This is a genomic window from Martinezella lusitana, assembly GCF_900094565.1.
Classification (GTDB): domain Bacteria; phylum Pseudomonadota; class Alphaproteobacteria; order Rhizobiales; family Rhizobiaceae; genus Rhizobium; species Rhizobium lusitanum.
The window spans coordinates 1-12,572 of record NZ_FMAF01000048.1; the positions used below are offsets into that span (position 1 = coordinate 1).

A 12,572-nucleotide genomic window follows, 5' to 3' on the forward strand; every position below is an offset into this window, starting at 1 on the left:
CTTGTACCTCACAACAGAATGCAGCCGCTGCCAACGCAGATACGCAGTTAGTGCGGGTAACGCATCCGTTTCATCCTTTATTCCCACGGCAGTTGCCGTGCGTCGGCAAGCGCTACAACCGGCATGGTGAACGCCTTTTGCTGCAGACCGAGGACGCCACTGTTTGGTCGGTTCCTCCGCAATGGACTGATCTTGTGAGCTTGGATCCTGAGGTCGTCATGAGCAACGGACGATCGCTCTTGCGGGTGGTCGACTTAATGGAGTTGGCCACTCTGGTGAAGCGCCTTTCGAGCAAATCGGAGCCGCGCTGACGTGCGGAAGTGTAAGGATAAATATGCCGCATTTGTAAAGTGGATTATGCCGCAAGAGGTCGCCTTTATGAGAGGTTACGCCTGCAAATACAAGCTATCACGTCAAATAGACTATAAGCATCGTCTTGACGAGGTAGCAAAATGCGTCATAATTAGCATTACGCTAACGCCGCTTCATGTCCTCGGAGCCATTGATGTCTGCGAAGTACGACAGCAAGCGCACAAAGACGGATGTCCTCATCGAAGAGGGCACGTTCAATCCCACCCCCGAGAAGGTGCGCGATCCAAAGTTTCGGGGCAGCGAGTTCTTCGATCCGCACGACGCCGTGCAGGTCAAATACGAGATGCTGCGTCGCGTCTCCATCGACAAGGTGTCGGTGACGGAGGCCTCCGACGAGTACGGTGTTTCCAGGCCAACCTACTACCAGGCCAAGGTGAACTTCGACATGGCCGGGATTACCGGATTGGTGCCGACAAAGCCGGGCCCCCGCGGTCCCCACAAGATCGACGACAAAATCCTGGCATTTCTGCAGGCGCAGCTCGCCCCAGGAGAACCCGTTCGCGCCCGGGAACTGGCCAAGCTGCTCCGCCAGGAACTCGATATCGAGCTTCATCCCAGATCGATCGAGCGGGCTCTAAAAAAAAGCAGCAGGTAAACATTGCCGCGACGGTGGCATGCCCGATCCAACCGTCGACCATCGCGTCCCAGTACGAGATATTGCGCAAGGCTGCTTTCGGCGCAGCGCTGCCGCTTATGGCTCGTAGCGGCCTGATGCTCTTTCTGCGCCGGGGCATGTGGGGATGGGCTCAGGCGCTGACAGCAACAGCAAGCACCCCGCGAGAGCAGATTTACCCATCGTCAATTGCTTGGCCGCTGCACGGCGGGCACAGCGCCGTTGTTCACGTCCTTGCGACAATCGCCATGAGCATCAACGATCGGAGATCACCATGAATGTACATCTCAAAGTCCAGCCTCATCACCTCGAACGCGGCGCCTACCTGTACATCCGCCAGTCTTCAATGCGGCAAGTCGTTGAGAACGTCGAGAGCGCCAGGCGGCAATATGCGCTTCGGGGACGCGCTGTCGCCCTCGGCTGGCGCGACGAGCAGATTATCGTCATCGACAACGATCAAGGAGAGTCCGGTGCATCGGCGGCGTGGCGCGAAGGGTTTCAGCGGCTGGTCAGCGATGTCGGCATGGGGCATGCCGGGATCGTCATGGGCCTGGAGGTCTCCCGTCTGGCGCGCAACAATGCCGACTGGCAGCGTCTGCTGGAGATCTGCGCCCTTGCCGACACCCTGATCCTCGACGAGGACGGCGTCTATGATCCGGCAAGTTTCAACGACCGGCTCCTGCTCGGCCTGAAGGGAACAATGAGTGAGGCCGAGCTGCATGTGATCAAAGCCCGGCTACGCGGCGGCATTCTCAATAAGGTGCGGCGCGGTGAGTTTCGTTGCCTCCTGCCGACCGGGCTGGTCTATGACCATTTCGGCAATGTGACTCTTGATCCAGACATGCAAGTCAGAGAAACGATCATTCATTTCTTTGAGATGTTCTCTCGCCTCGGGTCCGCCTCCCAGACCGTCAAGGTCTTTCGCAATGAAGGCCTATTGTTTCCATCGCGCCTACACAACGGCGACACGCTGTTTCGGCCGCTCACCGCATCGACGGCGATGCGTGTCCTGAACAATCCTCGCTACGCTGGCGCCTATACCTATGGCCGACGACAGTTTCGACGCACCATCGACGGCAAAAAGACTCTGCGTGCGCGCGACATTGATGACTGGCCGGCCTGCATTCCCGATGCTCATCCCGGCTATATCAGCTGGGAGCGACATCAGGAGAATCTGAAGATCCTCAAGGCGAATGGCCGTGGATTTGAAGCGGCACGAGCTTCAATCCCAAGGGAGGGACCGGCACTGCTGCAAGGCCGGGCCGTGTGTGGGCAGTGCGGCAGCCATCTTAGGGTTCGCTATGCGGCGCGGCGTGGCCGGCAGGAAGCCTGGTACATTTGTAATCGTGCCCGCATTTATCGTGGGGAGCCTATGTGTCAGTCGATCGCCGGGCCTCCCGTCGATGAAGCCATCGGTATGCTGATTGCTGAGCAGATGACGCCGGCGGCCGTCGAACTCGCTCTCGAAGTCCGCAAGGAGATCCAAGCCCGGCATGAAGAAGCAGACCGGCTGCGCTGTCGCGCAATCGAACGCGCCCAAACGGAAGCCGGGCTCGCTCAGCGCCGCTTCATGCTTGTCGATCCTAGTAACCGCCTCGTCGCCGACACGCTCGAAGGTGAATGGAACGAGAAGCTTCGCACGCTGGCCAGTGCCCGCGAAGAGCGCGAACGTGGCCGAGAGCACGATCAATTCATCCTCGATAAAGCTGTCCACGAACGGTTAGTCGCGATGACGGCCGACTTCAACCAGCTCTGGAAAGATCCGGATACCCCAAGCCGCGAACGCAAGCGATTGCTGGCCCACATCATTGAGGATGTCACTCTCTTAAAGTTGCCAGCGGAAGGAACCACCAAGCTTCACGTTCGCTTCAAGGGCGGCAAAATCCAGACGCTCACCACCATCAGCCCAAAATCCTCTCCTCAGCAGATCAAGACAAAGCCCAGTATCATTGAACTGGTCGATAGGCTTCTCGACGATTACATTTATCCCGAGATCGCCGAGATTCTAAACGAGCAGGGACATCGCCCAGGTGGAACCGCACGTCGCGGCTGCCAGGACGCCCGCTTTACACCCCTCAAAGTCGCCTATCTCATCCACGAATATAAGCTGCGATCACGATATGATCGACTGCGACAGCGGGGAATGCTGACAAGACAGGAAGCGGCAGCGCATCTCAATATCAGCGAGCAAACCGTCGCCAGATGGGCCAAATTTGGCCTCATCACCAGACATGCCTATAACGGGCACTATAGCCTGTACGAAATCGCCGATGGAGACCTGCCGCAAAAGCAATGCAGCCGATGGAATCCACTCGAAGATCGCGCTGCTGCGTATCGACAAATGCAAACTGAGCCAAGAACATCAACTGGCGAGGAAAGAGGTGTAGTATGAACGCCGATCGTTGTAAAACAGGCAGAACCCTTGGCCGTCCCACCACAGAAGTTTGATCCGGTCGGCGCGTTTTCCGCGGAAGCCGAAGATTGCGCCGGAGCCCGGCGCCTCTTTGATAGCCGTCTCAACGAGCGCCGACAGTCCATCAATGCCACGCCGCATGTCCGTCACTCCGCAGGCCAGATAGACCCGCACATTCCCAGAAGGCCCGATCATGCCGCCTCCACACAAGCGACCAGCGACGATAGCACCTCGAGATCCATGTCCGCTGCAATTCTCAGTAAGCGGCCATTCCTCAGGACGATTTCAACGTCTTTGCGCCTCGACCGCACACTGCTCCTCGTGGAACCATCGCTGGGGCTCTCCGACGCTCCGATAAGAGAAACCGGGATGAACGATACGGTCTCTGGAGACTTCAAGTCGGGTGGCGAGAACTTCTTTCGCCACGCGTATATCTGTTGCGGAAGAACGTCGTGCCGGCGCGCTACATCGGAAACGCTCCCATCCGCGCTGAACGCTTCTTGCAATATCGAAAGCTTCAGTTCTGTCGACCAACGACGTTGTCGCTCGGCACCCGTCAGGATCTCAACCTTGGCCATTCATACCCTGTTACGTCACAAATGAATCATCTGTGTCGTAACTTGAGCTAATTCCGCACCTAACCAAAACCGGCTCACCGGACGCTCACCCTTATCGTTCCGCGAACGAAGCATCTATCGTTCAAAATGCTAAGGAAAATTCGCATTTTATGGAGACGATTAGAGGCGTTGCGAGCATTAAGACTCTCGATATCCGAGAACGCCGTCGGGGAGCCTGGCTCAATTATTTGTTCGATGCTGTGAATGCCAATCTTAAGATCCAGAAGCTTGATTTCTTGTTTGGTACTGCCGCAACGACCTTCTCTGGGATCGACGGTATTATGACCCTCACCTTGGGAGCACGATCCGTTATGGCCGGCAGCATGACCATCGGCGTGCTGATCGCGTTCATATCCTACAAAGAGCAGTTTGTCGGGAGAGTGGGGAGCCTGGTTAGCCTTGTTATTCGGCTTAAGATGTTGAGCCTTCATACCGAGCGCATTGGCGACATTGCTCTCGCCGAACCGGAAGAGACGATAACCTCTGGGCCAACCAATGTTCCTTCCCCCAGAGAGCCGGCGTCCATCAAACTAGTAGATATCTCCTTTCGCTACGGCGACGGATTACCCGACGTACTGAACAGAGTATCCCTAACGGTAGGCCCCGGTGAATGTGTCGCTATTACAGGGCCCTCGGGCCGAGGCAAGACCACGCTTCTCAAGATTATTGGAGGTCTCGTTGCGCCGACGGGCGGCATAGTTATATGCGACGACAGGGATATTCGCCAGTTTGGCTTGCAGAACTATCGACGGATGACTGCAACCGTCCGGCAGGACGATGTCCTGTTTGCCGGAACCATCGGCGACAATATTGCTGCCTTCGACCCCGAAGCCGATCCCGGCTGGATTGAGGAATGCGCGAGGATTGCCGCTATTTTCGATGAGATTCGAGCCATGCCCATGGGGTTCGACTCCATGGTGGGTGATATGGGTAGCACGCTGTCGGGCGGTCAAAAGCAGCGCCTGTTTCTTGCCAGGGCTTTATACAGCCGACCGCGCATCTTGCTCCTGGATGAAGCCACAAGTGATCTGGACCAAGCAAACGAGGCAAAGATCAATGATGCCGTTGCGCAACTGAGAATAACCCGCGTCATAGTTGCTCATCGACCTTCTACAATCGCACTGGCCGAGCGAGAGATATCGCTTGACCCAGAGCGTCTGCTCTTAGCCTAGGAGGCAACAATGTATCACCTTCGCAACGTCATCGAACGGCATACCCTAACAGCTATTGTTCAGGCGCTAAGCGACGCGGACTGGCATGACGGGCGTCTCACGGCAGGCTGGCAAGCTCGGCAGGTTAAATATAACGAACAAATAGCGGAAGGAAGTGACGTACACCAACAACTTAGCGACCTTGTTGGGTCCGCATTGTCGAGTAGTTCGACGTTCTTGGCATTGGCAAGACCGAAATCCGTTCTCCCATTTCGTTTCAGCCGATACAGTCCAGGCATGGAATACGGCAACCATGCCGACGATCCCGTGATGTCAGGCATTCGAACCGATCTTTCCATCACCGTTTTCCTGTCGGAGCCGGAGAGCTATCAGGGTGGCGAGCTTTTAATCGAGCACGCTGCGGGGGTTGAAAAAGTAAAGTTGCCAGCTGGCGACGCGATTGTTTATCCCTCCTCAACTTTGCACCGTGTCGAGAAGGTCGAATCAGGTCAGCGTCTGGTTGCCGTTTCTTGGATTCGCAGCCTGATCAGGGATCACGCCGCGCGTGAGATATTGTTGGATCTGGATCTTGCCAGACAGGGTCTTTTCAAGCAGCACGGCCCAAGTCGGGATATCGACTTACTGTCCAAATCGCTGGCAAATCTAACCCGGATGTGGGTGGACGACTGACATTGTCTCGCCTGTGTTTGAGAACAGCTTTTCGCTCACATCATTTGGCAGCGATACATAGGAGATGAAATATGGCTCATTCTAACACCCCTGGCACAGTAGAACCGAATGGGGTCAATAGAAAAGTGCAAGCGCTAAGGTGGTTCCCCCTGCTCCTGGCGGAAATTTTGGTCTCCGGCTTTTATCAGCCAACATGGGCGGATACAGTTCCCTCCCAGGGCAGTAATGACTCCGTGGTTTCCGAGTGCACGAGGATTATTGACGATGGGCGCTTCGATAAAGCGCTGGAAGCAAAGGCCCTCAACTTCCGCGGCCTTGCCTGCAACAAGCAGGGTGACTTCGATCACGCGATTTCTGCTCTCGATAAGGCTATATCTCTCAATCCGGAGTTTGCGGACGCCTACTACAATCGCGGAAATGCCTATTTTTTTAAGGGCGATTATGAACTGGCCATCGCCGACTATGGTAGGGCGATAGAGCTCGGATCGGATGACGCCTATACTTATAGTAGTCGAGGGTCGGCCTTCAGCAAAAGGGGCGACTACGACCAGGCGATCTCGGATTACGATAGAGCGATCGCGCTCAGACCCAATTATGCCGATGACTTTTACAATCGTGGTCTCGCTTACCGCAACAAAGGTGATTACAACAAAGCCATCTCCGACTACGACAGCGCCATAGCCCTCAGACCAAACTTTGCCCAGGCCCTAGACAATCGTGGCCTTGCCTACGACGGTAAAGGTGATTACGACAAAGCCATCGCCGACCATGATCAAGCCATCGCCCTCAATCCGGAGGATGCCGAGGCGCTAACCAATCGTGGCAACTCCTATTATCTCAGCGGGAATTATGACCGCGCCATTGTCGATTTCGATAAAGCCATCTCTATAAGACCTGACTTCGACAAGGCCTTCTACAATCGCGGCTCCGCGTTTGTTCGAAAGGGTGATTTTGACGATGCGATTGCTGACTACGACAAAGCCATCGCTCTTCGGCCGGATTACGACAAAGCTATCTATAATCGTGGCGCCTCCTATTTTAGCAAAGGCGATTACGACAAGGCCATTGCTGACTTTAACACGTTCCTCGCCCTCAAACCAAATGATGCCGGCGCTTTCAACAATCGCGGGTCAGCCTATGCGAAAAAGGGTGACTACGATCACGCCATCGCTGACTACGACAAAGCTATCGCTCTTAGACCGGGCTTTGTCGAAGCGTTCAACAATCGCGCCATAGCGGTAAAAGACAAGGGAAATCCGTAGGCCTCCACGGCCTTATAACGCGTTGTTTGCGGACTTGCGACGTCGGATTGCCGAACATGGCCTACAAGATCGAGACTTTTGACCATTACTCTCTGTATGAGTGGGAGGGTCGCGGTGGTACGCTCGTCGCCTTTGTGCTTTTCGACGGACGGCCTGTTCTTGTGGCCGACGGCCATCGGCCGGAGCGCATGGGAAGGCATGCCGCAGCCCATCTCTTTCTAGAGGACAACCTTCGTTTAAATTGCAATTCTGGTACGAATGGAAAAGTGGACCGAAGCTCAAGTTTACAGTATGACCCGATCGCACATGTGTTAGTTCCGTATACGCGCATCTGGTACTTTGTTGATTTGGAATTTCAACCCTACGAGCAAAATGAGCGAAGATAGTCACAATGCGATCGAAAGTCGCTCGGATTACACGGATGAGGAAATCGGGCTTGCCGCCCAGTGCATTGCTGCACTCCTAACTCGACACGGAATTCCAAAATACCGCTTTGCCGTAACAGTTTCCGAAATCCTTGGACTTTCGTATTCCGCGGGAAACCGCAGGCTGACGACAAATGCGTCGTGGTCGCTTGAAGAACTGAAACACGTCGCCGAACATTTCAACGAGACCTTGGAAGAGCTTGTTGCGTTCGATAAGGCGGATGGGTTGCTCGATGCGTCCATTGTCATCAACAACCACGTCATCTCCTGCCGGATTCGGTTGGGAAATATCGTCGGGCAGGTGCCGCCGGGAACGCTCATTGCCGCTGAGATCGATGGCGCATGGCGAGCCATGCCGGCCGAAGCCAGATCGATCATACCAGCACACGCTGTCACCCGTTTGCTGATCGAACCGATAGCGTCTCGTCGCCGGGTTGCCATTCTCGACGATCACGCCGATACCGCGCAGACGATTGTAAAATATATGGAGACGGCGGGCTTGGACGCAGTCGCCTTTAGCGACCCTCAAACCCTGTTCAACCAGTCCGACTTCGATGCCTATGTTCTTGATTGGATCATCGAACGAGACGCCAGACGCCAGACCGCGCTGGAACTGGTCGAGAACATTCGTGCGCGCAACGGCCATTGTCCGATCATTATCCTAACGGGACAGATCGGGACGGGCAATGCCAACGAAGAGAACATTGCTGCGGCACTCGCGCAACACAATTTGAAATTCTTCACCAAACCGGCAAGCATGCCGATCCTCCTCGCCGCCTTGAATTCGAGCTTCAAAACTGCATGATCGTCAGCAATTGCTGCCGGCGTATCGGTTTGTTCAAGACCGCATCAAAGAGAGACAGATCTTGCCTGGCGCCATGATGTGCCGCTGACATTGCGATAAGCTTGGTCTTATGGCGCAAATCCGTCTTGCGGATCTGCGCCGCAAGCGCCGATCCGGTCATGATCGGCATGTCGAGATCGATGAAGATGACCGAATAGATGTTTGCGGCCAGAAAGTTCAGTGCCGTCATGCCGGAAGGAGCCATGTCGGCCACAAACCCGAGCTCTTCAAGCACGCTCGAAAAGCCTTTCAAAAGGTCAGGATGATCGTCAACGACGAGTACCCGCTTGTGAGCATCGGACGTCTCGTATGAACTTTCCGCCGCCGGGACCGCAGGTATTGCAAGCTCGAATATGCTACCGCCTTCTGACGGGCTGCTGATTGCCATGCGCGCACCAAGCTGCCGCAACAAAGTCTGGACAACCGACAAGCCAATGCCTCGCCCGCTGCCAAGGCTGGAGAGCCCCTTTCCGGCGCTGTTCTCGATGACCCGTGGCGGCAATCCAGGGCCGGTATCCATCACACGCAGCGCCAATTCGCCCGCCGTCTCATCAAATGCTGCGAGATCGACCTGAACATAGCCGCTCGGCGTATATTTGACCGCATTTGAAACGAGGTTATGCAACAACTGCGCAATGCGCTCGCTATCCGCAACCACGAAAACGGCCTCATCTGGGCCTGTTTGCCGCAGCTCCAGATGCTTGGCCTTTGCCGCAGCTTGATAATTTTCCACCACCTCCCGAACGAGCTCACCGGCCTCGAACACGCCCGGTTGCAGCTCAATATATCCGGTTTGAGCACGAGCCAGCGTCAGCATGTCGCGAAGCTGGACCGCCAGGCTGTTGGCCGCCCGGCGGATGCGCGCGGTCAACTCGTTCCGGGTTTTTACGTCTTGAGGTCGTTCCAGCACATCCAATGCCGAGACGATGACCTGAAGCGGGGTTCTGAGTTCGTGGCTGACCATTGCGAGGAAGCTGACCTTGTCTGCGACCGCCGCTTCCGCAGCCGCCAAGGCGCGCGTCTTCGCCATGATCGCCCACCAGTAAAATATCGAAATGATAACAAAGGACAGAATGGCGCAAACCAACAATCCCGCAATCACGAGAACGATTGCGTGTCCTGCCTGGATGGTCTCGAAGGACTTTTCCTTCAATTCAGTATCCTGATCCCAGGCCGCTTTGGATATCCTGCCTAAAGTAGAGGATATATCTTCCAATTTGCGCAACAACGCCTGAGCCTCTACCGGCGATAGATTGGGTTTAATCGCAGGCAGAACGTTTGTTGCGAATTCTGACAGGATTGGCACATCGCTCAAGAACCCTGGAAGCCGCCTAAAACGATCAGTCAGATCCGAGGGCCGCGTTATAATATTGATACCAGAAATAAGGACATCGATGTGGAATGAAAGTGCATCCGGTTCAACAGCAGATCCATCAGCAATCGTCCTCAAATCCAGCCTGACGGGTTCAAGCTCCCTTTGCGCCTGTGCGGTCGGCCAGTATAAATATGATGGGTTCTTGATATCGGCGGAACCCCAAGCAATATATCCCTCTCTTATTACACTCCAATTATATGTCGCCACACCTACACATGCGACCATAATTGCTGCGGGAATGCTAAACCACGTCAGATAGAATAATCTCATTCCACTTCGATCCCGCATAATTGCCAAACCATGTGGGAGGCACCAAACGGCGTGTCCAGTTCCTTCCCGAAGCTATCGCGCGGATACATAACGAAAATCGGTCCGAAATCTCTGACGGTTAAGCGAACCCCGTCTTTGCTGCTAGCTAATATAGTTCCATACTTGCCGAGAAAGTCACCATCCACCTCCACGCTAAAATCATCAAGCGCAACGAGACGCAGTTTACTTCCTTTCGCCGCTACTTCTTGAAGTATTTTAGTAAGCAAGGGCCCAACGAAGTCGCTTTTCGGAGTCCATGGTGTTGATGTCGTCACTGTCGATGTCGGCAGCGCAAGAAATTCGTGTTCGGACATCTCATAGCTACTGTCTGCGCTGTTCGTTATCCTATCAATTTTGCCAGTAATCGTCAGGAAGACATCCGGCTTGCATCCATTCGGTAGGCGAATAGCCGCATGCGTCACATCCGCGATCAAACAAGCGTTGATCATCACCCATATGAAAAAAAGTATCGTCCTTTTCAGCATGCCTATAGATCCATTTATCGAAGCTGTACGGTTTAACTCAACTCCGAGTTTCTGCGAGCAGAATTTTCGTCCTCTGGACGATAGGTCGTCCGGGGCACACCGCATGGTACGCACTGACAAGGCCAGGATCCACATCTTTCAGACTGATATACCGGCTGCCCATGACTCCGGAAAATGCAATCCGTTTCGGAAATGTGCGCGATTTGCGTGAAGAGGCCATCCCATAATCGCCTGAAAAAGCCACGGAATTTATCATTGTTTCGTCTGTCTGATGCCACGCCTATTCCGCCTTGTGCAAAAGAATATCACCTGCCCCAAAATCGCGCCTATCGCATCCGGCACAACCGAAATCGGCTTACATTTATCCCCGCAGCGTATATTAAGCTTCTCATGGAAGCTAAGTTTGGTCATTTTTTCAAAGGATAGGCCATGTCTGCTGATAACCAATTGCGGCCGCCGGCGTCACCCCCTACAGGCAACCCCTTCACTTCTGGAGCAAAGGAAGTTCAGATCCAGCAGAAGACGGTGAAGACCCGTACTACCCCGCGCGAGCTGATGGACAGTAATGCTGGTGAAGTGGGGGCGGGCGTAATTCATGTCGTTGAAGGCGTCGACGAAGAGCACTTTGTAAAGGCGCTAACGGACGGCGTTCGTGCTGCGTTCGATCTTGGCGACACTGGATATGAAGTGTTTAAAGTCGCACTGGTCGAATACCAACAAGCCAAAATATCCGATGGCAATTGCGATAGTCTCACGCTCTTCTACTCTGACGATAAATTGAACGGCAAAAAGACCGAGATGAACGAAACGCAATTTCAGGGTGGTCTCAAGGAATTGCTGTCAAAGGGGGTGCTATCGCAGAAGGCGCCTGATCAATATTGGCTGAATCAGGCTCTCTTCTTCAACGGTAGTGGCGTGATCTTGATCAAAGAGTATCGGCTGCTCCCGGCGAACCTACGGAACGTTTAGAAAATTCGTCTCAACGTTGATCGAGGCGTTTGTCAACGGCGGAGCAAAATCAAGCCAGGCAGCGGCGTAAAAGTCGGCCAATTGTAGCGCGCGCATGGCGATTTTTGAGAGATCTCAGCCAGCCGCGCTCATTCTGGCGTATTGTAGGGCATGACTAGGTTGGTTCCGCCAGTATTGCGAAGGCCCCAGTAAGACCCATTCACATGTCGCAAACGGTCTGGCTTGAAGGGAGTTGGATTGCCGTTTGGCCAGGTACGCTCCAGCGTCGATCGGAAGATATCGGCCCAGAAATCGACGCTGAGAAACGCGTGATAGACCCCAGTATAAACCAACGACTCGTTATCCGTCCGCAAAGCGTCTGCAACGTGCGGAAGGTAGCGGAATCGTTCCGGGAGGAACCTGATCACAGGCAATCCAAAGAACGCCGCTTCATCAAGGGTTCCCGAACTCAGACCGACAACGCGCTGAAGGGACTCGTCGCATAGAAGCGCGTACATATCGATATCGCTGTCGACGCGCGGGATGCCATGATGTTCGAGGAAGGCGGCCAGCGGCGAACTTGGATGAGGCGAGAAGGGGTGGGGGCGAAAGGCGATGGAACCGTTCCTAGCGAGTTCCGCTATTTTGTCTTCATGATCAAGCAAGGTGGCGATCCGTCCGTCATGGATCAATGACGCGTCGAATGGGGTCTGACCAACAATCAGCGTCTCGAAGGATGGCCCCTTTTCGTTGAAGGCGCTGCGCCGGATCGCAGTCGCCTTGTGGAGTCCGACATGGAAATCGACTTCCTGGTCAGAGAGGGCATATGATGCGATTACGGCCGATATTTCGCTGCGGTTCGATGAAAATCCGAAGAATATATCGTCGAGAAACCGCAATGGATGCCATCGTACATCGACAAAGGGTATGTTCAGGCGGGTGAGAATTTTCTGCAGCAACGGAGATATCTCGAAACCGATCACCAATGAATTTTCGACGTGGGGCAGGAACAAGGCGCAAAGCGCGTCTGTCGCATCGGCCGCGAAGATCCTTGCCCAACTCGCAGCG

Annotated in this window: 14 protein-coding genes; 9 read left to right on the forward strand and 5 right to left on the reverse strand. The window is 54.5% G+C overall.

From position 1 onward, the window contains the following. From GA0061101_RS39740 to GA0061101_RS36520, 3 genes are all read left to right on the forward strand, one after another. The coding region (locus tag GA0061101_RS39740; protein ID WP_092573266.1) for a DUF5372 family protein at positions 1-311 on the forward strand (311 nt) is incomplete at its 5' end. 194 nt (positions 312-505) lie between these two features. Next, positions 506-967, forward strand: a complete 462-nt coding sequence (locus GA0061101_RS36515) for a helix-turn-helix domain-containing protein (protein WP_092573267.1) — start codon at positions 506-508, stop codon at positions 965-967. A gap of 364 nt (positions 968-1,331) precedes the next feature. Next, the gene (locus GA0061101_RS36520; RefSeq protein WP_245297459.1) at positions 1,332-3,377 is read left to right on the forward strand and encodes a recombinase family protein; all 2,046 of its coding nucleotides are present in this window, start codon (positions 1,332-1,334) and stop codon (positions 3,375-3,377) included. Here GA0061101_RS36520 and tnpB read toward each other — a convergent pair. Beyond that, a complete protein-coding gene (gene tnpB / locus GA0061101_RS36525) occupies positions 3,348-3,593 on the reverse strand; it encodes an IS66 family insertion sequence element accessory protein TnpB (RefSeq protein WP_092577396.1) in 246 nt (81 codons plus the stop codon). The two genes, GA0061101_RS36520 and tnpB, sit on opposite strands and share 30 nt — an antisense overlap. After that, entirely contained in the window at positions 3,590-3,976 is a 387-nt protein-coding gene (gene tnpA / locus GA0061101_RS36530) for an IS66-like element accessory protein TnpA (protein WP_092577398.1), read from the reverse strand. Before tnpA ends, tnpB begins: the two co-directional genes overlap by 4 nt. Positions 3,977-4,125: 149 nt before the next feature. On the opposite strand from tnpA, the gene GA0061101_RS36535 reads away from it, so the two are divergent. The 5 genes from GA0061101_RS36535 (at position 4,126) to GA0061101_RS36555 (ending at position 8,348) form a co-directional block, all read left to right on the forward strand. Then, on the forward strand, positions 4,126-5,187 hold the full coding sequence (locus tag GA0061101_RS36535; RefSeq protein WP_092577401.1) for a peptidase domain-containing ABC transporter: 1,062 nt from the start codon (positions 4,126-4,128) through the stop codon (positions 5,185-5,187). Positions 5,188-5,196: 9 nt separating this feature from the next. Beyond that, positions 5,197-5,856 carry a Fe2+-dependent dioxygenase gene (locus GA0061101_RS36540; RefSeq protein WP_092577404.1) on the forward strand — a complete coding sequence of 220 codons (660 nt, stop codon included), beginning with the start codon at positions 5,197-5,199 and terminating at the stop codon, positions 5,854-5,856. A gap of 71 nt (positions 5,857-5,927) precedes the next feature. Further along, complete coding sequence (locus GA0061101_RS36545) at positions 5,928-7,118, forward strand: tetratricopeptide repeat protein (protein WP_092577406.1); 1,191 nt, start codon at positions 5,928-5,930, stop codon at positions 7,116-7,118. Positions 7,119-7,174: 56 nt separating this feature from the next. Beyond that, the gene (locus GA0061101_RS36550) at positions 7,175-7,504 is read left to right on the forward strand and encodes a hypothetical protein (protein WP_141694171.1); all 330 of its coding nucleotides are present in this window, start codon (positions 7,175-7,177) and stop codon (positions 7,502-7,504) included. Further along, a complete protein-coding gene (locus tag GA0061101_RS36555; protein ID WP_092577411.1) occupies positions 7,491-8,348 on the forward strand; it encodes a helix-turn-helix domain-containing protein in 858 nt (285 codons plus the stop codon). The genes GA0061101_RS36550 and GA0061101_RS36555 overlap by 14 nt, the downstream gene beginning before the upstream one ends. On the opposite strand, the gene GA0061101_RS36560 is transcribed toward GA0061101_RS36555, so the two are convergent. Both GA0061101_RS36560 and GA0061101_RS36565 read right to left on the reverse strand, forming a co-directional pair. Then, positions 8,335-10,032, reverse strand: a complete 1,698-nt coding sequence (locus GA0061101_RS36560; RefSeq protein WP_167669634.1) for an ATP-binding response regulator — start codon at positions 10,030-10,032, stop codon at positions 8,335-8,337. The genes GA0061101_RS36555 and GA0061101_RS36560 overlap by 14 nt on opposite strands. Continuing rightward, on the reverse strand, positions 10,029-10,556 hold the full coding sequence (locus GA0061101_RS36565) for a putative pterin-binding protein (protein WP_092577414.1): 528 nt from the start codon (positions 10,554-10,556) through the stop codon (positions 10,029-10,031). Before GA0061101_RS36565 ends, GA0061101_RS36560 begins: the two co-directional genes overlap by 4 nt. A 429-nt stretch (positions 10,557-10,985) precedes the next feature. On the opposite strand from GA0061101_RS36565, the gene GA0061101_RS36570 reads away from it, so the two are divergent. Next, positions 10,986-11,525 (forward strand): hypothetical protein, encoded by a 540-nt coding sequence (locus GA0061101_RS36570; protein WP_092577417.1) that lies wholly within the window; start codon positions 10,986-10,988, stop codon positions 11,523-11,525. 128 nt (positions 11,526-11,653) lie between these two features. Here GA0061101_RS36570 and GA0061101_RS36575 read toward each other — a convergent pair whose 3' ends face one another. After that, complete coding sequence (locus GA0061101_RS36575; protein ID WP_141694172.1) at positions 11,654-12,490, reverse strand: hypothetical protein; 837 nt, start codon at positions 12,488-12,490, stop codon at positions 11,654-11,656. Positions 12,491-12,572: the final 82 nt, after the last annotated feature.

Bases quoted from the DNA above. Each gene is read 5' to 3' on its own strand.
- GA0061101_RS36515 (WP_092573267.1), top strand. From the start codon at position 506: ATGTCTGCGAAGTACGACAGCAAGCGCACAAAGACGGATGTCCTCATC.
- GA0061101_RS36520 (WP_245297459.1), top strand. From the start codon at position 1,332: ATGCGGCAAGTCGTTGAGAACGTCGAGAGCGCCAGGCGGCAATATGCG.
- tnpB (WP_092577396.1), bottom strand. From the start codon at position 3,593: ATGATCGGGCCTTCTGGGAATGTGCGGGTCTATCTGGCCTGCGGAGTG.
- tnpA (WP_092577398.1), bottom strand. From the start codon at position 3,976: ATGGCCAAGGTTGAGATCCTGACGGGTGCCGAGCGACAACGTCGTTGG.
- GA0061101_RS36535 (WP_092577401.1), top strand. From the start codon at position 4,126: ATGGAGACGATTAGAGGCGTTGCGAGCATTAAGACTCTCGATATCCGA.
- GA0061101_RS36540 (WP_092577404.1), top strand. From the start codon at position 5,197: ATGTATCACCTTCGCAACGTCATCGAACGGCATACCCTAACAGCTATT.
- GA0061101_RS36545 (WP_092577406.1), top strand. From the start codon at position 5,928: ATGGCTCATTCTAACACCCCTGGCACAGTAGAACCGAATGGGGTCAAT.
- GA0061101_RS36550 (WP_141694171.1), top strand. From the start codon at position 7,175: ATGGCCTACAAGATCGAGACTTTTGACCATTACTCTCTGTATGAGTGG.
- GA0061101_RS36555 (WP_092577411.1), top strand. From the start codon at position 7,491: ATGAGCGAAGATAGTCACAATGCGATCGAAAGTCGCTCGGATTACACG.
- GA0061101_RS36560 (WP_167669634.1), bottom strand. From the start codon at position 10,032: ATGAGATTATTCTATCTGACGTGGTTTAGCATTCCCGCAGCAATTATG.
- GA0061101_RS36565 (WP_092577414.1), bottom strand. From the start codon at position 10,556: ATGCTGAAAAGGACGATACTTTTTTTCATATGGGTGATGATCAACGCT.
- GA0061101_RS36570 (WP_092577417.1), top strand. From the start codon at position 10,986: ATGTCTGCTGATAACCAATTGCGGCCGCCGGCGTCACCCCCTACAGGC.